The organism is Mesorhizobium sp. B1-1-5, assembly GCF_006443065.1.
Lineage (GTDB): Bacteria > Pseudomonadota > Alphaproteobacteria > Rhizobiales > Rhizobiaceae > Mesorhizobium.
The window spans coordinates 1-21,169 of record NZ_VFWS01000095.1; the positions used below are offsets into that span (position 1 = coordinate 1).

Genomic DNA, 21,169 nt, shown 5'->3' on the forward strand with positions numbered 1-21,169 from the left:
GTGCCGATCGCGATGGAAGAGAAGCTGCGCTTCGCCATCCGTGAAGGCGGCCGCACCGTCGGTGCCGGCATCGTCGTTACCATCAAGGAATAATCGATCCGGCCACTGCCGGCTCGACAAGGAAAGGGCGGTCTTCGGGCCGCCCTTTTGTTTGAAGCAGTGCTGTCAGGCCCTGTTCAATTCTGTTGCAACCATCGTCGCCGCAACTAGTATGGGTTGCGCCGTGGGGCTAGCCAGACGTGGTTTCCACATTCCGTTCAAAGACCATGCGGTGTCGGCGCGGGCTGCTTCGGCTGGGATTGGCCGCCGCCTTGGGGCTGGCCGCCTTCGGCGCCGCCGCAAAGGAAGAGCCGCCGGACTACGGTCCGACGATGCGCTTCGTCGTCGTGCGCAGCAGCGCGCCGGGCTGCGAGCCGAACTGCCCGGAATGGATCTCGGCCGAAGGCACGATCGACGCAGGCACGCCGCTGCTGCTGAAACGCCTGCTGAAGACGCTCGGCGGAAGGCCGCTGCCGATCGTCGTCAATTCTCCCGGCGGCAACGTCGATGCCGCGCTTCAGCTTGGCCGCATGGTCCGCAAGAACAAGCTCGATATCGCGGTCGGCATCACCGAATTTTCCGGCTGCTCGCCGGGGACGAAAAATTGCCGGGACAATGACGGCAAGGGCCAGCCCTATTCTGGCGTCGCTTACGACAGCGGCGCGATGTGCAATTCGGCCTGTCCGCTGATGTTTGCCGGCGGCATCCGCCGCGTGGTCGGCGAATGGGCCTATCTCGGCGTCCACCAGATCACCACCACCTACCGGCGCGAGAAGCTGCTCTACCGCACCACCTACCGGGTTGTGAACGGCAAGAAGAAGGTCATCGGCACCAGGATCGTCAGCCGCAAGAATGCCGGCAGCTACAAGACCTACGAGATGAGCAAGGCGATCGAGAAGCGGCTGTCGGCCTATTTCAAGGAGATGGGTGTCGAGCAGGATGTGCTCAGCGTGATGAAGGCCACACCTGCCAGCGACATCAGGCAGATCGAGCCCGATGACATGCTGGAGATGAAGCTCGTGACCAGCCTCGATTCGCTCGACCTGCTGACCGAGAGAACCATCTGCCAGCGCCATCCGGCACCGACGAATTGTCGCGAGATTCCCGCGAACGGCGTGCCCGTCGCGGTCGCGTCAGTAGGGGCCGGACCTTCTTATACAGCGCCGGTTCCCGCGCCGGCGCGGCAAGCCCACGAACAGCAGATGCGTTTCGTTCTTGTTCGCGGCGGCAATCCGCTCTGCAATCCCGATTGTCCGGAATGGATTTCGGCGGAAGGCACGATCGCCGCAGGTACGGCCGACAAGCTGCGCCAACTGCTCGATACGATCCGTGAGCGCCGGTTGCCGGTCGTAATCAACTCGCCGGGTGGAGATGTGCAGGCTGCGCTCGCCGCGGGCAGGCTGATCCGCGAGCGCGGCTTGGATATTGCGGTCGCCCGAACGGATTTTCTCGACTGCGATCCGGGCACGGCGGGGTGCGTCGCGGCCGACGGTCTCCATGCCGGGCTCACCATCGATGCCGGCGCCGAATGCGACGCCGCCTGCGCGGTGATGGTCGCCGGCGGGGTCCGGCGCCTGGTTGGCGCCGGTGCGCACTTCCTCGTGCATTCCATGGGCATGGAAGACAAGGTCAGGGCCTATCTCGACGAGATGGCGGTCGGCTCGGGCTTTTTCGCCGCCATGCAGTCGGCCGAATATGCAAAGCACAGGGAACTCAGCCGGGACGAACTGAAGACATTCGGGCTGACGACCGGGCCGCAATCGGTGGACGCGCTGACGGGCGCCACCATTTGCAGGTCCCCATCCAGGCCGGACAATTGCCGGGTTCTTCCGTCCGCCGATGCCGAGGCAAAGGCGCCGGCGAAGCTCTAGCTCGCGCACTGGCCATCGAGGCAGGTTGAGCGGGGCAGGGCGCTGCCGCTATCTTGTTGTACGCACAGGGAGGAGCGGCAATGAGCGAGGACATCCCGACTTTGTACGAATGGGCCGGCGGCAGCGAGGCGCTGAACCGGCTGACCCGGACCTTTTACGACAAGGTGGCGGCGGATCCGGTCGTCGGACCGGTGTTCAGGATGATGTCGCCGGATCACCCGGCGCATGTCGCCGCCTTCATCGGCGAGGTTTTCGGCGGCCCGAAGACCTACAGCGAGAAGCATGGCGGCCATCGCGAGATGGTGATGCATCATCTCGGCAAGCATCTGACCGAGGAGCAGCGCCGCCGCTGGATCAATCTCCTTGCCGACGCGGCGGATGAGGTCGGCCTGCCCGACGACCCCGAGTTCCGCTCGGCCTTCATGGGCTATGTCGAATGGGGATCGCGGCTGGCGAAGATGAACTCGAATCTTGGCGAGACCTGCGATCCCGAGACCGAGCCGATGCCCGCCTGGGGCTGGGGCGTGCCGGGCGGGCCTTACAAGCCGCCGGCCGGGAAGTCGTAGGCGCGGGCGTTGTCTGGCGAGCGCGATCGGTCGCCGGCGGTATGGAATCCAGATTTCCGGCAAAGGTTTTAAAACCACTGCTGAGTGCTCTTTACAGAGCGCACGGAAGCTTTTAGGAAGCGCCTGCGCCGAACAAGCGCATGCACGGGCATAGCTCAGTTGGTAGAGCGGCGGTCTCCAAAACCGCAGGTCGTAGGTTCGAGCCCTGCTGCCCGTGCCATTTTCCCAAAAGTGGCCGATCGAAGCTCCGGCGTTGAAAATCGGCGGGTGGCTTGCCATATAGCGAGAATTGGGGCATAAGCCCCGTATAGCCGGGACGGGACGACTGGATGGTTCCGAGGCGGCGTTAGGACATAAAGCGGACCCTTGCCACTTGCGTGGATTAAGAATCGGTTTTATGTAGACAAGACAGACACGCGACGCGTGGAGCTGGGAAGCCGGCTTTACGCGTCTGATTTGCGTGGGTGAAATAGCGGCGCTGATTCGCGCCGCATGAAGCCCAGGCGGCACGTCCCGGTCAGCGGGATCATCCAGGAGGCCCGGCCAACGGGTCTCGAAAACAGGCGGCGCATGGCTTCGAAAACCACTAATCCCTTCACCTTTCTCCAGCAGGTTCGCGCGGAGACGGCCAAGGTGACATGGCCTTCGCGGCGCGAGACCATGATCTCGACCGTGATGGTCCTGATATTCGCGGTGATCGCGATGCTGTTCTTCTTCGCTGCCGATATTCTGATGGGCTATGCGATCGAGTGGATCCTGGGTCTCGGGCATTAATTCGGCGGATTACGGAGAGGTCGTGAAATGACTGCGCGGTGGTATATCGTCCACGCCTATTCGAACTTCGAGAAGAAGGTCGCCGAGGACATCGAGAACAAGGCCAAGCAGAAGGGCTTGTCCGGGGACATTGAGCAGATCGTGGTCCCGACCGAAAAGGTCGTCGAGATCCGTCGCGGCCGCAAGGTCGATGCCGAGCGCAAGTTCTTCCCAGGCTATGTGCTCTTGAAGGCCAATCTGACCGACGCCGTGTTCTCGCTGGTCAAGAACACGCCGAAGGTCACCGGCTTTCTGGGCGACTCCAAGCCCGTGCCGATCACCGAGACGGAGGCGCAGCGCATCCTGAACCAGGTCCAGGAAGGCGTCGAGCGGCCGAAGCCCTCGGTCACCTTCGAGATCGGCGAGGCGATCCGCGTTTCGGACGGTCCTTTCGCGTCGTTCAACGGCGTCGTCCAGGAAGTGGACGAGGAGCGGGCCCGCCTCAAGGTGGAAGTTTCGATCTTCGGGCGCGCCGTGCCCGTCGATCTGGAGTTCGGGCAGGTCGAAAAGGGCTGATCCGTAAAGCTGCGCCGCAAGGCGCGGGGATCCGCGCCGAAAGGCGTCGGGAGGCGGCGTGAACAGACGCCGCATGAACAGGTGGGAGGCGAAGGCGGCATAGCCGGCCGTCGGAACCGCACCACCAGACTGCAACCGCCGGCGTTTCCCCGGCATGAGAAAAGGCAGGAATAGAGATGGCTAAGAAAGTTGCAGGCCAGCTCAAGCTCCAGGTTGCCGCGGGCTCGGCTACGCCGTCGCCCCCGATCGGCCCGGCGCTTGGTCAGCGCGGCATCAACATCATGGAATTCTGCAAGGCGTTCAACGCGCAGACCCAGGAGCTCGAGAAGGGATCGCCGATCCCGGTCGTCATCACCTACTACCAGGACAAGTCGTTCACCTTCGTCATGAAGACGCCGCCGGTGAGCTACTTCCTGAAGAAGGCCGCCAACCTGAAGTCGGGCTCCAAGGAGCCGGGCAAGGTCAAGGCCGGCACGATCAGCCGCGACAAGGTGCGCGCGATCGCCGAGCAGAAGATGAAGGACCTGAACGCAAACGACGTCGAGGCGGCCATGCGCATGGTCGAGGGTTCCGCCCGCTCGATGGGCCTGGAAGTGGTGGGCTAAGATCATGGCAAAGATTGCAAAGCGTGTTGCCAAGAGCCGCGAAGGCATCGATCCGAACAAGGCTTACGGCCTGTCCGAGGCGCTGCAGCTGCTCAAGGACCGGTCCAAGGTGAAGTTCGACGAGACCGTCGAGATCTCGATGAATCTCGGCGTCGATCCGCGCCATGCCGACCAGATGGTCCGCGGCGTGGTCAACCTGCCGAACGGCACCGGCCGCTCGGTGCGCGTCGCGGTGTTTGCCCGTGGCGACAAGGCCGAGGAAGCCAAGGCCGCCGGCGCCGATATCGTCGGCGCCGAGGACCTTGTCGACATCGTCCAGAAGGGCACGATCGATTTCGACCGCTGCATCGCCACGCCGGACATGATGCCGCTGGTCGGTCGTCTGGGTAAGGTTCTCGGTCCGCGCGGCATGATGCCGAACCCGAAGGTCGGCACTGTGACCACCGATGTGGCCGCGGCCGTCAAGGCTTCGAAGGGCGGCGCCGTCGAGTTCCGCGTCGAGAAGGCCGGCATCGTTCAGGCCGGCGTCGGCAAGGTCTCGTTCGACGTCAAGGCGCTGGAAGAAAATGTCCGCGCCTTCGCCGACGCGGTGACCAAGGCCAAGCCCGCGGGCGCCAAGGGCAACTATGTCAAGAAGGTGTCGGTCACCTCGACGATGGGCCCCGGCCTCAAGCTCGACATCGCGACGCTCGCCGCGTCGTAAGTGTCGGCCGATCGGGTAAGGCCGATCGCTAGGGCATGATCCCGAAAAGCGGGAGCATGCTCCAGCAAGAAAGAATTCCGGACCGCCGATCCGTCGGCGGCCCGGTACCCCGGAAGCCGAAAGGTTTCCGGATATCCTGTCCGAGATTGCAGGCGGCCCAAAAGCCTTAATTCAACTGGGCCTGCATGAGACGGGTGAAGACCCGACAAAGGAGCCAAGCTCCAATGAAAGGTTCGAACCGTGTTTGCCTTTTGTCTGCGCACTATCCGGCGTGCCGGCTGGTGTGGCGAAAGGGGGCAGGATCCTCGAGCGTCGTTCGGGAGATCCGTTACTGGATGGCCCGGCCGGCAAAAGGCAACCGACGCCTGACCTCGTCAATGGGGCAGGGGTCAACTGGAGATAGGCAGTGGACAGAGCGGAAAAACGCGAACTCGTCACGGGCCTGAATGATGCGTTTTCAAGCGCTGGTTCAGTCGTCGTGGCCCACTACGCCGGTATCACCGTCGCGCAAATGAACGACCTTCGGTCGAAGATGCGCGCCGCCGGTGGCACCGTCAAAGTCGCGAAGAACCGTCTCGCCAAGATCGCTCTTCAGGGCACGGACTCCGCATCGATCATCGATCTGTTCAAGGGACAGACGCTGGTCGCTTATTCGGAGGATCCGATTGCGGCGCCGAAGGTCGCGTCCGATTTCGCCAAGGGGAATGACAAGTTGATCATTCTCGGTGGCGCGATGGGCACGACCTCGCTCGACGCCGACGGTGTGAAGGCACTCGCCACACTACCGTCGCTCGACGAGCTGCGCGCCAGGCTGGTTGGCATGATCGCCACGCCGGCAACCCGGATCGCCCAGATCGTCAATGCGCCCGCGGCTTCGGTCGCGCGTGTCATCGGCGCTTACGCCCGGAAGGACGAGGCGGCATGAGGCCGTTCCTCGCTGTCAACAACACACGTTCGAACCTAGTGAAGGAATACAAAAATGGCTGATCTCGCAAAGATCGTAGACGACCTTTCGAAGCTGACCGTCCTCGAGGCGGCCGAGCTGTCGAAGCTCCTGGAAGAGAAGTGGGGCGTTTCGGCCGCCGCTCCGGTAGCGGTTGCCGCTGCCGGCGGCGCTGCCGCTGCCGCTGCTCCGGTTGAAGAGAAGACGGAATTCGACGTCGTTCTCGCCGATGCCGGCGCCCAGAAGATCAACGTCATCAAGGAAGTCCGCGCCATCACCGGCCTTGGCCTCAAGGAAGCCAAGGACCTGGTCGAAGCGGCTCCGAAGCCGGTCAAGGAAGCCGTTTCCAAGGCCGACGCCGACAAGTTCAAGGCTCAGCTGGAAGCAGCTGGCGCCAAGGTCGAGCTGAAGTAAGCCTGTTAGGCGAGGGCGGACGGTCTCGCGCCGTCCGCCCCCTCCCTTGACGAAGGGAGGGTTCTGTCACGCGAGGCGTTTGAAAACCTCTTTCCTGAGGGCCGAAAAGCGGCCTTCCGGAAACGGGTTTTCTCCCGTTTTAGCCGGTAGCCGCCAAGCGATTGGCCCAAGAAATTGGCAGGGGCGGCCGGAAAAACAGATAGGGGCAGCCGCCGAGGCAGCCCGTTGGTGCAAGGCGAGCCGCGGCGAGGTTCGTCCCGAGTTTATAGCTAAGGAGCGACGATGGCCCAGACCCAGACTTTCAATGGCCGCAGACGCGTACGCAAGTTCTTCGGAAAGATCCCGGAAGTTGCGGAGATGCCGAACCTCATCGAGGTCCAGAAGGCATCCTATGACCAGTTCCTGATGGTGGACGAGCCCAAGGGCGGCCGTCCGGACGAAGGACTGCAGGCCGTTTTCAAGTCGGTCTTCCCGATCTCCGACTTTTCCGGCTCTTCGATGCTGGAGTTCGTGAAGTACGAGTTCGAGGCACCGAAATTCGACGTTGACGAGTGCCGTCAGCGCGACCTGACCTATGCGGCGCCGCTGAAGGTGACGCTGCGCCTCATCGTGTTCGATATCGACGAGGATACCGGCGCCAAGTCGATCAAGGACATCAAGGAGCAGGACGTCTACATGGGCGACATGCCGCTCATGACGTCGAACGGTACCTTCATCGTCAACGGCACCGAGCGCGTCATCGTCTCGCAGATGCACCGTTCGCCGGGCGTCTTCTTCGACCATGACAAGGGCAAGTCGCACTCGTCGGGCAAGCTTCTGTTTGCCGCGCGCGTCATTCCTTATCGCGGTTCGTGGCTCGACATCGAGTTCGACTCCAAGGACGTCGTGCACGCCCGCATCGACCGCCGCCGCAAAATTCCGGTGACGTCGCTGCTGATGGCGCTCGGCATGGACGGCGAGGAGATACTGTCGACCTTCTACAACAAGATCACCTACAAGCGCGCCGGCGACCACTGGCGCATTCCGTTCAACGTCGAGCGTTTCCGCGGCCTCAAGGCCGTTGGCGACCTGGTCGACGCCGATACCGGCGAGATCGTGGTCGAGCAAGGCAAGAAGATCACCGCCCGCCAGGCTCGCCAGCTCGGCGAGAAGGGTCTCAAGGCCATCAAGGCGACCGACGAGGACCTGCTCGGCAACTACCTTGCCGAAGACATCGTCAACTACGGCACCGGCGAGATATTCCTCGAAGCCGGCGACGAGATCGACGACAAGACGCTGAAGGTGCTGCTCGGCACCGGCGATGACGAGATCCAGATCCTGGACATCGACCACGTCAATGTCGGCGCCTACATCCGCAACACGCTCAACGTCGACAAGAACGAGAGCCGCCAGGACGCGCTGTTCGACATCTACCGTGTCATGCGCCCGGGCGAGCCGCCGACGCTCGAGACCGCCGAAGCCATGTTCAACTCGCTGTTCTTCGACAGCGAGCGCTACGACCTGTCGGCCGTCGGCCGCGTCAAGATGAACATGCGCCTCGAGCTCAAGGCCGAGGACACCGTGCGCGTGCTGCGCAAGGACGATATCCTGGCCGTGGTCAAGACGCTGGTCGAGTTGCGTGACGGCAAGGGCGAGATCGACGACATCGACAATCTCGGCAACCGCCGCGTGCGTTCGGTCGGCGAGCTGATGGAGAACCAGTACCGCGTCGGCCTGCTGCGCATGGAGCGCGCGATCAAGGAACGCATGTCCTCGATCGAGATCGACACGGTCATGCCGCAGGACCTGATCAACGCCAAGCCGGCGGCCGCCGCCGTGCGCGAGTTCTTCGGTTCCTCGCAGCTGTCGCAGTTCATGGACCAGACCAACCCGCTGTCGGAGATCACCCACAAGCGGCGCCTGTCGGCGCTTGGACCGGGCGGTCTGACCCGCGAGCGCGCCGGCTTCGAGGTGCGCGACGTGCATCCGACGCATTACGGCCGCATCTGCCCGATCGAGACGCCGGAAGGCCCGAATATCGGTCTGATCAACTCTTTGGCCACTTTCGCGCGCGTCAACAAATACGGCTTCATCGAGAGCCCATACCGCAAGATCGTCAACGGCAAGCTGACCAATGACGTCGTTTATCTGTCGGCGATGGAAGAGGCCAAGCACCATGTCGCGCAGGCCAACGCCGAGCTCGACAAGAACGGCAGCTTCGTCGACGAGTTCGTCATTTGCCGTAATGCCGGCGAAGTGATGATGGCGCCGCGCGAGAACGTCGACCTGATGGACGTCTCGCCGAAGCAGATGGTGTCCGTCGCGGCGGCGCTCATCCCGTTCCTCGAGAACGACGACGCCAACCGCGCGCTGATGGGCTCGAACATGCAACGTCAGGCCGTGCCGCTGGTGCGCGCCGAAGCGCCGTTCGTCGGCACCGGCATGGAGCCGGTCGTCGCCCGCGACTCGGGCGCTGCCATCGGCGCCCGCCGCGGCGGCGTGGTCGACCAGGTGGACGCCACCCGTATCGTCATCCGCGCCACGGAAGATCTCGATCCGGGCAAGTCCGGCGTCGATATCTACCGGCTGATGAAGTTCCAGCGTTCGAACCAGAACACCTGCATCAACCAACGTCCGCTGGTGCGCATGGGCGACCGCGTCAACAAGGGCGACATCATTGCCGACGGTCCGTCGACCGAGCTCGGCGATCTGGCGCTCGGCCGCAACGTGCTGGTCGCGTTCATGCCGTGGAACGGCTACAACTACGAGGACTCGATCCTGCTCTCCGAGCGCATCGTGGCCGACGACGTCTTCACCTCGATCCACATCGAGGAGTTCGAGGTCATGGCGCGCGACACCAAGCTCGGGCCGGAGGAAATCACGCGCGATATTCCGAACGTTTCGGAAGAAGCGCTGAAGAACCTCGACGAGGCCGGTATCGTCTATATCGGTGCTGAAGTGCAGCCGGGCGACATCCTGGTCGGCAAGATCACCCCGAAGGGCGAAAGCCCGATGACGCCGGAAGAAAAGCTCCTGCGCGCCATCTTCGGCGAAAAGGCTTCGGACGTTCGCGACACCTCCATGCGCATGCCTCCGGGCACCTTCGGCACGGTCGTCGAAGTGCGCGTCTTCAACCGCCACGGCGTGGAGAAGGACGAGCGCGCGATGGCGATCGAGCGCGAGGAGATCGAGCGTCTGGCCAAGGACCGCGACGACGAACAGGCGATCCTGGATCGCAACGTCTATGCGCGTCTTTCCGACGTGCTGGTCGGCAAGGAGGCGATCGCCGGACCGAAGGGCTTCAAGAAGGGCTCGAAGCTGTCGAAGGACACGCTCGACGAGTATCCGCGTTCGCAGTGGTGGCAGTTCGCCGTGGAGAACGAGAAGCTCCAGGGCGAGCTCGAGGCTCTGCGTGGCCAGTACGACGAATCCAAGAAGGCGCTCGAGCAGCGCTTCATGGACAAGGTCGAGAAGGTGCAGCGCGGCGACGAAATGCCTCCGGGCGTCATGAAGATGGTCAAGGTCTTCGTGGCCGTGAAGCGCAAGATGCAGCCGGGCGACAAGATGGCCGGCCGTCACGGCAACAAGGGTGTCGTGTCGCGCATCGTTCCGGTCGAGGACATGCCTTTCCTCGAGGACGGCACGCATGCCGATATCGTGCTCAACCCGCTGGGTGTGCCGAGCCGCATGAATGTCGGCCAGATCCTGGAAACGCATCTGGGCTGGGCTTGCGCCGGCATGGGCAGGAAGATCGGCGAGCTGATCGACGCGTACAAGGGTGGCGGCGACATCAAGCCGCTGCGCAAGACGCTGGAAAGCTTCATGCCGGCCAATGACCGCAACGAGCCGATCCGCGAGTATGACGACGAGAGCATCGTTCGCCTGAGCGAGCAGATGCGCCGCGGCGTCTCGATCGCGACCCCGGTGTTCGACGGCGCGCATGAGGCCGACATCAACACCATGCTGGAGCAGGCTGGCCTGCACACCAGCGGTCAGTCGCAGCTCTATGACGGCCGCACCGGCGAGCCGTTCGATCGCAAGGTGACGATGGGCTATATCTATATGCTCAAGCTGCATCACCTGGTGGACGACAAGATCCACGCGCGTTCGATCGGTCCGTACTCGCTCGTCACCCAGCAGCCGCTGGGCGGCAAGGCGCAGTTCGGCGGCCAGCGCTTCGGCGAAATGGAGGTCTGGGCGCTCGAAGCCTACGGCGCGGCCTACACGCTGCAGGAAATGCTGACGGTGAAGTCGGACGACGTCGCCGGCCGCACCAAGGTCTACGAGGCGATCGTGCGCGGCGATGACACGTTCGAGGCAGGCATCCCCGAGAGCTTCAACGTTCTCGTCAAGGAAATGCGCTCGCTCGGCCTCAATGTGGAGCTGGAGAACACGCAGGTCGAAGAGACCCCGACGCGTCTGCCCGACGCGGCCGAGTAAGGCACCGGCGCGCGCCGCGTTCTAAGCGCGGCGCGCCCTGAGCATGATCCCGAAAATCGGTCACCGGTTTTCGGCCAAGATCACGCTCACCCAAGAAGTCTTCGGCCGGTTCGACCGGCCAGTCTGCGGACATTTCGTCCGCGATCGATGCAAGGGGTTATCGAGGACCCCGAAAAGGAGAACGGCATGAACCAAGAGGTCATGAATCTCTTCAACCCGCAGGCGCCTGCGCAGGTGTTCGATTCCATCCGGATCTCGCTTGCCAGCCCAGAGAAGATTCTGTCCTGGTCGTTCGGCGAGATCAAGAAGCCGGAGACCATCAATTACCGCACCTTCAAGCCGGAGCGTGACGGCCTGTTCTGCGCGCGCATTTTTGGTCCGATCAAGGACTATGAGTGCCTGTGCGGCAAGTACAAGCGCATGAAGTACAAGGGCGTCATCTGCGAAAAGTGCGGCGTCGAAGTCACGCTGTCGCGCGTTCGCCGCGAGCGCATGGGCCATATCGAGCTCGCCGCGCCCGTCGCCCATATCTGGTTCCTGAAGTCGCTGCCTTCGCGCATCGGCACGCTGCTCGACATGACGCTCAAGGATATCGAGCGCGTGCTCTACTTCGAGAACTACATCGTCACCGAGCCGGGCCTTACCGCGCTGAAGGAGAACCAGCTCCTCAGCGAGGAAGAGTACATGATTGCCGTCGACGAGTACGGCGAGGACTCTTTCACCGCCATGATCGGCGCCGAGGCCATTCACGACCTTCTGGCCGGCATGGACCTGGAGAAGATCGCCGGCGACCTGCGTTCGGAGCTGGCCTCGACCACGTCCGAGCTCAAGCAGAAGAAATACCTGAAGCGGCTCAAGGTCGTCGAGAACTTCATGGAATCCGGCAACCGTCCGGAATGGATGATCATGAAGGTGGTTCCGGTGATCCCGCCGGACCTGCGCCCGCTTGTCCCGCTGGACGGCGGCCGCTTCGCCACGTCCGACCTCAACGACCTCTACCGCCGCGTCATCAACCGCAACAACCGCCTGAAGCGGCTGATCGAGCTGCGCGCGCCCGGCATCATCGTGCGCAACGAAAAGCGCATGCTGCAGGAAGCCGTCGATGCGCTGTTCGACAACGGCCGTCGCGGCCGCGTCATCACCGGCGCCAACAAGCGTCCGCTGAAGTCGCTGTCCGACATGCTGAAGGGCAAGCAGGGCCGGTTCCGCCAGAACCTGCTCGGCAAGCGCGTCGACTATTCCGGCCGCTCGGTCATCGTGACCGGTCCGGAGCTCAAGCTGCATCAGTGCGGCCTGCCGAAGAAGATGGCGCTCGAGCTCTTCAAGCCCTTCATCTACGCCCGCCTCGACGCCAAGGGTTTCTCCTCGACTGTCAAGCAGGCGAAGAAGCTGGTCGAGAAGGAGCGTCCGGAGGTTTGGGATATCCTCGACGAGGTCATCCGCGAGCATCCGGTGCTCTTGAACCGCGCGCCGACGCTGCACCGCCTCGGCATCCAGGCGTTCGAGCCGATCTTGATCGAAGGCAAGGCGATCCAGCTGCACCCGCTGGTCTGCACCGCCTTCAACGCCGACTTCGACGGCGACCAGATGGCGGTCCACGTGCCGCTGTCCCTGGAAGCGCAGCTTGAAGCCCGCGTGCTGATGATGTCGACCAACAACATCCTGCACCCGGCCTCCGGCGCGCCGATCATCGTGCCGTCGCAGGACATGGTTCTCGGTCTCTACTATCTCTCGATCGTCAACCAGAACGAGCCGGGCGAAGGCATGATGTTTGCCGACATGGGCGAGCTCCAGCATGCGCTGGAGACCAAGGCCGTGACGCTGCACGCCAAGATCAAGGGCCGCTTCCGCAGCGTCGACGCGGAAGGCAACGTCGTGTCGAAGATCTACGACACCACGCCTGGCCGCATGATCATCGGCGAGCTTCTGCCGAAGAACGTCAACGTGCCGTATGAGACCGCCAACCAGGAGATGACCAAGAAGAACATCTCCAAGATGATCGACACAGTCTACCGCCACTGCGGTCAGAAGGAGACGGTCATCTTCTGCGACCGCATCATGGCGCTCGGCTTTGCGCACGCCTGCCGTGCCGGCATTTCGTTCGGCAAGGACGACATGCTGATCCCGGACACCAAGCTGAAGCTCGTTTCCGACACCGAGGCTTTGGCCAAGGAATACGAGCAGCAGTACAATGACGGCCTGATCACGCAGGGTGAGAAGTACAACAAGGTCGTCGACGCCTGGGCCAAGTGCTCGGAGAAGGTGGCCGACGAGATGATGGCGCGCATCAAGGCGGTGGAGTTCGAGGACAACGGCCGTCAGAAGCCGATGAACTCGATCTACATGATGTCGCATTCGGGTGCGCGCGGTTCGCCCACCCAGATGCGTCAGCTCGCCGGCATGCGCGGTCTGATGGCCAAGCCCTCGGGTGAAATCATCGAGACGCCGATCATCTCGAACTTCAAGGAAGGCCTCACCGTGCTCGAGTATTTCAACTCGACCCACGGCGCCCGCAAGGGTCTGGCCGACACCGCCTTGAAGACGGCGAACTCGGGTTACCTCACCCGCCGCCTCGTCGACGTGGCGCAGGACTGCATCGTCAACTCCGTGGATTGCGGCACCGACAAGGGCCTCACCATGCAGCCGATCGTCGATGCCGGTCAGATCGTTGCCTCGGTCGGCCAGCGTGTGCTGGGCCGCACTTCGCTCGATGACATCAATCATCCGGTCACCGGCGACCTGCTGGTCAAGGCCGGAACGTTGATGGACGAGCGCGATGTGGAGCAGATCGAGAAGGCCGGCGTGCAGTCGGTCCGCATCCGTTCGGCGCTGACCTGCGAGGTCAGGACCGGCGTGTGCGCGGTCTGCTACGGTCGCGACCTGGCCCGCGGTACCCCCGTCAACCAGGGCGAGGCCGTCGGCGTCATCGCGGCGCAGTCGATCGGCGAGCCGGGCACCCAGCTCACCATGCGTACCTTCCACATGGGCGGCACGGCGCAGGTGGTGGATTCCTCGTTCCTTGAAGCCTCCTATGAGGGCAAGGTGCAGATCCGCAACCGCAACGTGGTCCGCAACTCGGAAGGCCAGCAGATGGTCATGGGCCGCAACATGGCGGTGCTCATCCTCGATGAGACCGGCAAGGAGCGCGCCACGCACCGCGTCGCCTATGGTTCGCGTATTTTCGTGGACGATGGCGACAAGGTGAAGCGCGGCCAGCGTATCGCCGAGTGGGATCCCTATACCCGCCCGGTCCTCACCGAAATCGAGGGCAGGGTGGCGTTCGAGGATCTGGTCGACGGCATCTCCGTGCAGGAAACGGCCGACGAGTCGACCGGCATCACCAAGCGCGAGGTCATCGACTGGCGTTCGACGCCGCGCGGCAACGACCTGAAGCCCGCGATCGCCATCCAGGACGCCAAGGGCAAGGTCGGCAAGCTGTCGAAGGGCGGCGATGCACGCTTCCTGCTCTCGGTCGAGGCTATCCTCTCGGTCGAGCCGGGCGCGCATGTCCGTCCGGGCGACGTGCTTGCGCGTATCCCGATGGAAAGCGCCAAGACCAAGGACATCACCGGCGGTCTGCCGCGTGTTGCGGAACTGTTCGAGGCTCGCCGTCCGAAGGATCACGCCATCATCGCCGAGATCGATGGCACGATCCGCTTCGGCCGCGACTACAAGAACAAGCGCCGCATCATCATCGAGCCGCATGACTCGACGCTCGAGCCGGTGGAGTACCTGATCCCGAAGGGCAAGCCGTTCCATCTCCAGGACGGCGACGTCATCGAGAAGGGCGACTACATCCTCGACGGCAATCCGGCGCCGCACGACATCCTGGCGATCAAGGGCGTGGAGGCGCTTGCGTCTTACCTCGTCAACGAGATCCAGGAGGTCTACCGTCTGCAGGGCGTGTCGATCAACGACAAGCACATCGAGGTGATCGTTCGCCAGATGCTGCAGAAGGTTGAGATCACCACGCAGGGCGATTCGACCTACATCCCGGGCGACCACGTCGATGTGATCGAGCTGGAGGAGGTCAACGAGCGCCTGATCGAGGACGGCAAGAAGCCGGCCGAAGGTCAGCCGGTGCTGCTTGGCATCACCAAGGCCTCGCTGCAGACGCCGTCCTTCATCTCGGCCGCCTCGTTCCAGGAGACGACCAGGGTGCTCACCGAAGCTGCGGTTGCCGGCAAGACCGACATGCTGCAGGGCCTGAAGGAAAACGTCATCGTCGGCCGCCTGATCCCGGCCGGCACGGGCGGCACGATGAGCCAGATAAGGCGCATCGCCACCTCGCGCGACGAGCTCATCATCGACGAGCGCCGCAAGGCCTCCGGTGTAGAGGTCGCCGAGCCGATGCTGACCGACATGGTCAACGCCGCGCAGTAAGCGCGATGAATGAGAAAACAAGAAAAGGGGCCCGCGCGGCCCCTTTTCGCATTTTGGCTTGAAGCAACGAGGAAGAGCTATGAGCAGCAAAATCTGGACGGCTGTCGACGACTACATTGTTTCCTCCCTTTTCGAAGCGGATCCCGTGCTGGATGCAGTGCTTAAGGCCAACCGCGATCAGGGCCTGCCGGCGATCGACGTCTCGGCCGCGCAAGGCAAGCTGCTGTCGCTGCTGGTGCGCATCCGCGGCGCGAAGAAGGTGCTGGAGGTCGGCACGCTCGGCGGCTATTCGACCATCTGGATGGCAAGGGGATTGCCCGCGGACGGCAAGGTCGTGACGCTGGAGCTCGATCCGCACCACGCCAAGGTCGCGCGTTCGAACTTCGAGCGGGCAGGGGTTTCCGACAAGATCAACCTGCGCATTGGTCCGGCGCTGCAGTCGCTTGCCGCGCTGGCAGGCGAAAATGCCGGTCCGTTCGACCTGATCTTCATCGACGCTGACAAGCCGAACAACCCGAATTACCTCGACTGGGCGATGAAACTCTCGCGCTCAGGCACGGTCATCGTCTGCGACAACGTCATCCGCGACGGCGCGGTGCTGGATGAGGATGGCCGTGACGCCAATGTCGAGGGCGCACGCGCCGCTTTTTCGTTCATCGGCGGCGAGAAGCGGCTGGACGGCACCGCCATCCAAACCGTCGGCGCCAAGGGCTATGACGGATTTACCATCGCGATCGTAGAATGAGGATGCCCTAATCGAAGAACGCCTCGACCACGTTGCGCTTGCCCAGCATGAACGCATCGGCGACGTGCTGCAGCGGCGCGAGATCGACATCGGACGTCCCGGCGCGAACGATCTCGGCGAAGCGCTTGTAAAGCATCGGGTATTCGGCCTCCGGCTCGTCATGGACCATGCGCCCGTCGACGGCGAGCTTCGCGCCGCCGCCGGATAGCACCATTCTGCCCTTGTCGGTCTCGGCGACGATGTCCCAGCTTTGCGGGCCGGTCTGCAGCCAGTCGAGCTCCATCGTCACCGGCAAGCCGGTCGATGTGCGGAAGGCGACATGCGCCGCGACCGGGGCCGCGCGATTCTCGGGGAAATCGAGCACGGCCGAGGTGATGAACATCGCAGGCAAGATGTGTGTGGCGATCGACAGCGCGTTGATGCCGGGATCGAACACGCCGAAGCCGCCCGGCTCCCAAATCCATTCCTGGTTCGGGTGCCAGCGCCGCACGTCTTCCTTCCAGTTGATGGCGGCCGAAGTCAGTCTGGCCGAGGCGAGGAAAGCGCGCGCGGCCTCCACCGCCGGCGCGTAGCGTGAATGCCAACTGGCAAAGAGCGAGACGCCGTTCCTTTCGGCAAGCGTCTTGAGGTGCTCGACCTCGCTGACCGTGGCGCCCGGCGGCTTTTCGAGGAACACGTGCTTCCTCGCTTCCAGCGCGCTGCGCGCGGCGTCGTAACGGAACTGGGGCGGCATGCAGAGCGAGACCGCCTCGAGGCTAGGTTCGGCCGCCAGCATCGCTTCGATGCTGGGATAGTTCGCAATGCCGTCAACCTTGCCGTGGCGGCTGGCTGCGGCTGTCAGTTGATAGTTGCCGTCCTTGGCGACCGCAGGCAGGTGCTGGTCGCGGACGATCTTTCCCACGCCGACGATGCCGAGCTTGATGGGACTGCTGGTCATGGGAACTCCAAGGAATGAAAGGGTGTGTCTAGGCAGGCAGGTTTGTCCGGCGAGTCCGGCAAATATGACGCTGGCGGCGCTTTTCAGATCGGCTCTTCAAAGGTGACGATCGAAACCTCGCCCTCCAATGCGCCTTGATAGGCCGACAGATGCGGCTCGTCGTCGGGCTCGCCCTCCATGTCGCCGATCTGGTCGAGCTCGGCCTCGGCGTAACCTTCGGCGGCAAGCGATTCGAGCGCGCGGCGCACGGCAGAATCATCGTCGGGCGCCACAAGCATCACATGAACGCCTTCCGGCTTGCCGCCCTTCTTCTTCCAGACCCGTCCGGTGATGATCGTGACCGGCCGTTCTTCATTGTCGTTCACGGGCTGATTCCTCGTTTTCCCCGAGATTGTGCGATGCAAGCCGCCTTTTGGCACGAAGCCGGGCCACAGGACAGCGCAAAGCCGGTCACTTTCTTCCTCGCTCTTGAAAAAAGACGCAAGAAAATTACATGCGTTTTCCGCATGGCTGCCCAGCCTCGGGTTGGGCGCAATATTTGCGGCGCCGGGGTTGACGGACCCTGGGGTTGCGAGTAGAAGCCGCGACGTCAGAACCGATGTGAGGCTCTCCTGTCCGAAGCGACACGCTTTGGAGTTTGCCTCAAACAGGGTTCGTTTTACGAGCGAAAAGACATTTCCGGCGCGCATGAAGCGGCTTCCGCTTCCTCTGCAATTTGTTCGGGCAGGACCGCGAGACGCGGTGTGTTGCCCGAATTTGCGTATGGAAATGACGCTTTGAGCGGCCCCCTGACAGGGCAGACACGGAATTGAGAGACAAGAGGGTTTAATGCCTACCGTCAACCAGCTGATCCGCAAGCCGCGCCTGGCGCCGGTGAAGCGCAACAAGGTCCCGGCCATGCAGCAGAACCCGCAGAAGCGGGGCGTCTGCACGCGCGTCTACACCACGACGCCGAAGAAGCCGAACTCGGCGCTGCGCAAGGTGGCCAAGATTCGCCTGACCAACGGTTTTGAAGTGATCGGCTACATCCCCGGCGAAGGTCACAACCTGCAGGAACACTCGGTGGTCATGATCCGCGGCGGCCGCGTCAAGGATCTGCCGGGCGTCCGCTACCACATCATCCGCGGCGTGCTCGACACGCAGGGTGTGAAGAACCGCAAGCAGCGTCGTTCGAAATACGGCGCCAAGCGTCCGAAGTAAGGGTTTCCCATGTCCCGTCGTCACAGTGCAGAAAAGCGTGAGATCAATCCGGACCCCAAGTTCGGCGATCTGATCGTCACCAAGTTCATGAACGCCGTCATGTATGACGGCAAGAAGTCGGTTGCCGAGACCATCGTCTACGGCGCGCTGGACCAGGTCCAGGCCAAGACCAAGCAGGAGCCGGTCACCGTCTTCCATCAGGCGCTCGACAATGTCGCCCCGCATGTGGAAGTGCGTTCGCGTCGTGTCGGCGGCGCCACCTATCAGGTTCCGGTCGATGTGCGCCCCGAGCGTCGTCAGGCGCTGGCCATCCGCTGGCTGATCGCCGCCGCGCGCAACCGCAACGAGACCACCATGGTCGACCGCCTCTCGGGCGAGCTGATGGACGCGGCCAACAACCGCGGCACGGCCGTCAAGAAGCGTGAAGACACCCACAAGATGGCAGAAGCCAACCGCGCTTTCGCGCACTACCGCTGGTAAAGCGCGAACGAGACTGAGAGGCACCTCCCATGGCCCGCGAATACAAGATCGAAGACTACCGCAATTTCGGTATCATGGCGCATATCGACGCCGGCAAGACGACGACGACCGAGCGCGTCCTCTATTATACGGGCAAGTCGCACAAGATCGGCGAAGTCCATGACGGCGCTGCCACCATGGATTGGATGGAGCAGGAGCAGGAACGCGGCATCACCATCACCTCGGCCGCGACCACGACCTTCTGGAAGGGTCGCGACGGCAAGATGCGCCGCTTCAACATCATCGACACCCCCGGACACGTCGACTTCACCATCGAAGTCGAGCGTTCGCTGCGCGTGCTCGACGGCGCCATCGCGCTGCTCGACGCCAACGCCGGCGTGGAGCCGCAGACCGAGACCGTGTGGCGCCAGGCCGACAAGTACCACGTGCCGCGCATGATCTTCTGCAACAAGATGGACAAGATCGGCGCCGACTTCTACCGCTCCGAGGAAATGATCGGTTCGCGCCTCGGCGCGCAGGCTGTCGTCATGCAGCTGCCGATCGGCGCCGAGACCGAATTCAAGGGCGTCGTCGACCTCGTCGAGATGAACGCGCTCGTCTGGCGTGACGAGACATTGGGCGCTGCCTGGGACGTCGTCGAGATCCCGGCCGACCTCAAGGACAAGGCCGAGCAGTACCGCGAGAAGATGATCGAAGCCGCCGTCGAGATGGACGAGACCGCGCTCGAGAACTACCTCGAAGGCAAGATGCCGTCGAATGACGAGATCCGCGCGCTGATCCGCAAGGGCACCATCGCGGTCAAGTTCTTCCCGATGTTCTGCGGTTCGGCCTTCAAGAACAAGGGCGTGCAGCCGCTGCTCGACGCCGTCGTCGAATACCTGCCGTCGCCGATCGACGTGCCGGCCATCAAGGGCGTCGATGCCAAGACCGACGCCGAAATCGAGCGTCATGCCGACGACAACGAGCCGCTGTCGATGCTGGCGTTCAAGATCATGAACGATCCGTTCGTCGGCTCGCTGACCTTTGCCCGCATCTATTCGGGCAAGCTCACCAAGGGCACCTCGCTCGACAACACCGTGAAGGGCAAGAAGGAGCGCATCGGCCGCATGCTGCAGATGCATGCGAACTCGCGCGCCGACATCGAGGAAGCCTATGCCGGCGACATCGTCGCCCTGGCTGGCCTCAAGGACACGACCACCGGCGACACGCTCTGCGATCCGCTGCACCCGGTCATCCTGGAGCGCATGGAATTCCCCGATCCGGTCATCCAGATCGCCATCGAGCCGAAGACCAAGAACGACCAGGAAAAGATGGGCCTCGCGCTGCATCGCCTGGCGGCTGAGGATCCGTCCTTCCGCGTCAAGACCGACGAGGAAAGCGGCCAGACCATCATCGCCGGCATGGGCGAGCTGCATCTCGACATCATCGTCGACCGCATGCGCCGCGAGTTCAAGGTCGAAGCCAATGTCGGCGCCCCGCAGGTGGCCTATCGCGAGACGATCACCCGCACGCACGAGCAGGATTACACGCACAAGAAGCAGACCGGCGGTACCGGCCAGTTCGCCCGCGTCAAAATCATCTTCGAGCCGAACACCGAGAGTGAAGAGTTCGTGTTCGAGTCCAAGATCGTCGGCGGTGCGGTTCCGAAGGAATACATTCCGGGCGTCGAGAAGGGCATCAACAGCGTCATGGGTTCCGGCCCGTTCGCCGGCTTCCCGATGATCGGTGTCAAGGCAACGCTGGTCGACGGCGCCTTCCACGACGTCGACTCCTCGGTGCTGGCGTTCGAAATCGCTTCCCGCGCCTGCTTCAAGGAAGCCGCTCCGCGCCTCGGCGTGCAGCTTCTGGAGCCGATCATGAAGGTCGAGGTCGTGACGCCAGAGGATTATGTCGGCGGCGTCATCGGTGACCTCAATGGCCGTCGTGGCCAGATCCAGGGTCAGGAAGCGCGCGGCGTTGCCGTCGTCATCAATGCGATGGTGCCTTTGGCCAACATGTTCAAATACGTCGACAATCTGCGTTCGATGTCGCAGGGCCGCGCCCAGTACACGATGCAGTTCGACCACTACGAGCCGGTTCCGACCGCGGTCGCCCAGGAAGTTCAGAAGAAATACGCGTAACTCGAGCGGGTTGCACGAGACCTTAATTCAAGGCCCGCACGGGCAAGCAGGATTGGAGAGATCACATGGCAAAAGGTAAATTCGAGCGCACCAAGCCGCATGTGAACATTGGCACGATCGGTCACGTCGATCATGGCAAGACGTCGCTGACGGCGGCGATCACGAAGTATTTTGGCGAATACAAGCGCTATGACCAGATTGACGCGGCACCTGAAGAGAAGGCGCGCGGCATCACGATCTCGACGGCGCATGTCGAATATGAGACGGCCAACCGTCACTATGCCCATGTCGACTGCCCCGGCCACGCCGACTATGTGAAGAACATGATCACGGGTGCAGCGCAGATGGACGGCGCGATCCTGGTGGTTTCGGCCGCCGACGGCCCGATGCCGCAGACCCGCGAGCACATCCTGCT

Annotated in this window: 17 protein-coding genes, 1 tRNA gene and 1 pseudogene; 17 read left to right on the top strand and 2 right to left on the bottom strand. The window is 63.0% G+C overall.

Annotated features, from left to right (window positions below; translation table 11 throughout):
- From FJ980_RS22705 to FJ980_RS22765, 13 genes and pseudogenes are all read left to right on the top strand, one after another.
- Window positions 1-93: pseudogene (locus FJ980_RS22705) on the top strand (elongation factor Tu); the annotation flags it as partial.
- 278 nt (window positions 94-371) lie between these two features.
- The gene (locus FJ980_RS22710) at window positions 372-1,910 is read left to right on the top strand and encodes a hypothetical protein (RefSeq protein WP_140546001.1); all 1,539 of its coding nucleotides are present in this window, start codon (window positions 372-374) and stop codon (window positions 1,908-1,910) included.
- An 80-nt stretch (window positions 1,911-1,990) separates the two neighbouring features.
- Window positions 1,991-2,476 (top strand): group II truncated hemoglobin, encoded by a 486-nt coding sequence (locus FJ980_RS22715; RefSeq protein ID WP_140545993.1) that lies wholly within the window; start codon window positions 1,991-1,993, stop codon window positions 2,474-2,476.
- A 144-nt stretch (window positions 2,477-2,620) separates the two neighbouring features.
- Window positions 2,621-2,696: transfer RNA gene (locus FJ980_RS22720), tRNA-Trp, on the top strand.
- Window positions 2,697-3,046: 350 nt separating this feature from the next.
- Window positions 3,047-3,250: a preprotein translocase subunit SecE gene (gene secE, locus FJ980_RS22725; protein ID WP_095765634.1), complete on the top strand. Its 204-nt coding sequence runs from the start codon at window positions 3,047-3,049 to the stop codon at window positions 3,248-3,250.
- Between the two features lie 27 nt (window positions 3,251-3,277).
- Complete coding sequence (gene nusG / locus FJ980_RS22730; protein ID WP_140545994.1) at window positions 3,278-3,805, top strand: transcription termination/antitermination protein NusG; 528 nt, start codon at window positions 3,278-3,280, stop codon at window positions 3,803-3,805.
- Window positions 3,806-3,981: 176 nt separating this feature from the next.
- Window positions 3,982-4,410 carry a 50S ribosomal protein L11 gene (gene rplK, locus FJ980_RS22735; protein ID WP_095765524.1) on the top strand — a complete coding sequence of 143 codons (429 nt, stop codon included), beginning with the start codon at window positions 3,982-3,984 and terminating at the stop codon, window positions 4,408-4,410.
- A gap of 4 nt (window positions 4,411-4,414) precedes the next feature.
- Window positions 4,415-5,113, top strand: coding sequence for a 50S ribosomal protein L1 (rplA, locus tag FJ980_RS22740; protein WP_140545995.1), 699 nt, complete (start codon window positions 4,415-4,417; stop codon window positions 5,111-5,113).
- 406 nt (window positions 5,114-5,519) lie between these two features.
- Window positions 5,520-6,038 carry a 50S ribosomal protein L10 gene (gene rplJ, locus FJ980_RS22745; protein WP_140545996.1) on the top strand — a complete coding sequence of 173 codons (519 nt, stop codon included), beginning with the start codon at window positions 5,520-5,522 and terminating at the stop codon, window positions 6,036-6,038.
- Window positions 6,039-6,092: 54 nt separating this feature from the next.
- Complete coding sequence (gene rplL, locus FJ980_RS22750; protein ID WP_027170378.1) at window positions 6,093-6,470, top strand: 50S ribosomal protein L7/L12; 378 nt, start codon at window positions 6,093-6,095, stop codon at window positions 6,468-6,470.
- Between the two features lie 282 nt (window positions 6,471-6,752).
- A complete protein-coding gene (gene rpoB / locus FJ980_RS22755; RefSeq protein ID WP_140545997.1) occupies window positions 6,753-10,889 on the top strand; it encodes a DNA-directed RNA polymerase subunit beta in 4,137 nt (1,378 codons plus the stop codon).
- 186 nt (window positions 10,890-11,075) lie between these two features.
- A complete protein-coding gene (gene rpoC, locus FJ980_RS22760) occupies window positions 11,076-15,272 on the top strand; it encodes a DNA-directed RNA polymerase subunit beta' (protein WP_140545998.1) in 4,197 nt (1,398 codons plus the stop codon).
- 79 nt (window positions 15,273-15,351) lie between these two features.
- Window positions 15,352-16,017, top strand: coding sequence for an O-methyltransferase (locus tag FJ980_RS22765; protein WP_140545999.1), 666 nt, complete (start codon window positions 15,352-15,354; stop codon window positions 16,015-16,017).
- A gap of 7 nt (window positions 16,018-16,024) precedes the next feature.
- On the opposite strand, the gene FJ980_RS22770 is transcribed toward FJ980_RS22765, so the two are convergent.
- Both FJ980_RS22770 and FJ980_RS22775 read right to left on the bottom strand, forming a co-directional pair.
- Window positions 16,025-16,954, bottom strand: coding sequence for a Gfo/Idh/MocA family oxidoreductase (locus tag FJ980_RS22770; protein WP_140546000.1), 930 nt, complete (start codon window positions 16,952-16,954; stop codon window positions 16,025-16,027).
- Between the two features lie 83 nt (window positions 16,955-17,037).
- A complete protein-coding gene (locus FJ980_RS22775; RefSeq protein ID WP_095765518.1) occupies window positions 17,038-17,319 on the bottom strand; it encodes a transcriptional regulator in 282 nt (93 codons plus the stop codon).
- A 463-nt stretch (window positions 17,320-17,782) separates the two neighbouring features.
- Here FJ980_RS22775 and rpsL point away from each other — a divergent pair, with 463 nt between their 5' ends.
- From rpsL to FJ980_RS22795, 4 genes are all read left to right on the top strand, one after another.
- Window positions 17,783-18,154, top strand: a complete 372-nt coding sequence (rpsL, locus tag FJ980_RS22780) for a 30S ribosomal protein S12 (RefSeq protein WP_006202128.1) — start codon at window positions 17,783-17,785, stop codon at window positions 18,152-18,154.
- Between the two features lie 9 nt (window positions 18,155-18,163).
- On the top strand, window positions 18,164-18,634 hold the full coding sequence (rpsG, locus tag FJ980_RS22785) for a 30S ribosomal protein S7 (protein ID WP_027170372.1): 471 nt from the start codon (window positions 18,164-18,166) through the stop codon (window positions 18,632-18,634).
- Between the two features lie 29 nt (window positions 18,635-18,663).
- The gene (gene fusA, locus FJ980_RS22790; protein ID WP_095765517.1) at window positions 18,664-20,754 is read left to right on the top strand and encodes an elongation factor G; all 2,091 of its coding nucleotides are present in this window, start codon (window positions 18,664-18,666) and stop codon (window positions 20,752-20,754) included.
- Window positions 20,755-20,819: 65 nt separating this feature from the next.
- Window positions 20,820-21,169: GTP-binding protein (locus FJ980_RS22795; RefSeq protein WP_181181289.1), on the top strand; the 350-nt coding region annotated here is incomplete at its 3' end.

Bases quoted from the DNA above. Each gene is read 5' to 3' on its own strand.
- FJ980_RS22710 (WP_140546001.1), top strand. From the start codon at position 372: ATGCGCTTCGTCGTCGTGCGCAGCAGCGCGCCGGGCTGCGAGCCGAAC.
- FJ980_RS22715 (WP_140545993.1), top strand. From the start codon at position 1,991: ATGAGCGAGGACATCCCGACTTTGTACGAATGGGCCGGCGGCAGCGAG.
- secE (WP_095765634.1), top strand. From the start codon at position 3,047: ATGGCTTCGAAAACCACTAATCCCTTCACCTTTCTCCAGCAGGTTCGC.
- nusG (WP_140545994.1), top strand. From the start codon at position 3,278: ATGACTGCGCGGTGGTATATCGTCCACGCCTATTCGAACTTCGAGAAG.
- rplK (WP_095765524.1), top strand. From the start codon at position 3,982: ATGGCTAAGAAAGTTGCAGGCCAGCTCAAGCTCCAGGTTGCCGCGGGC.
- rplA (WP_140545995.1), top strand. From the start codon at position 4,415: ATGGCAAAGATTGCAAAGCGTGTTGCCAAGAGCCGCGAAGGCATCGAT.
- rplL (WP_027170378.1), top strand. From the start codon at position 6,093: ATGGCTGATCTCGCAAAGATCGTAGACGACCTTTCGAAGCTGACCGTC.
- rpoB (WP_140545997.1), top strand. From the start codon at position 6,753: ATGGCCCAGACCCAGACTTTCAATGGCCGCAGACGCGTACGCAAGTTC.
- rpoC (WP_140545998.1), top strand. From the start codon at position 11,076: ATGAACCAAGAGGTCATGAATCTCTTCAACCCGCAGGCGCCTGCGCAG.
- FJ980_RS22765 (WP_140545999.1), top strand. From the start codon at position 15,352: ATGAGCAGCAAAATCTGGACGGCTGTCGACGACTACATTGTTTCCTCC.
- FJ980_RS22770 (WP_140546000.1), bottom strand. From the start codon at position 16,954: ATGACCAGCAGTCCCATCAAGCTCGGCATCGTCGGCGTGGGAAAGATC.
- rpsL (WP_006202128.1), top strand. From the start codon at position 17,783: ATGCCTACCGTCAACCAGCTGATCCGCAAGCCGCGCCTGGCGCCGGTG.
- rpsG (WP_027170372.1), top strand. From the start codon at position 18,164: ATGTCCCGTCGTCACAGTGCAGAAAAGCGTGAGATCAATCCGGACCCC.
- fusA (WP_095765517.1), top strand. From the start codon at position 18,664: ATGGCCCGCGAATACAAGATCGAAGACTACCGCAATTTCGGTATCATG.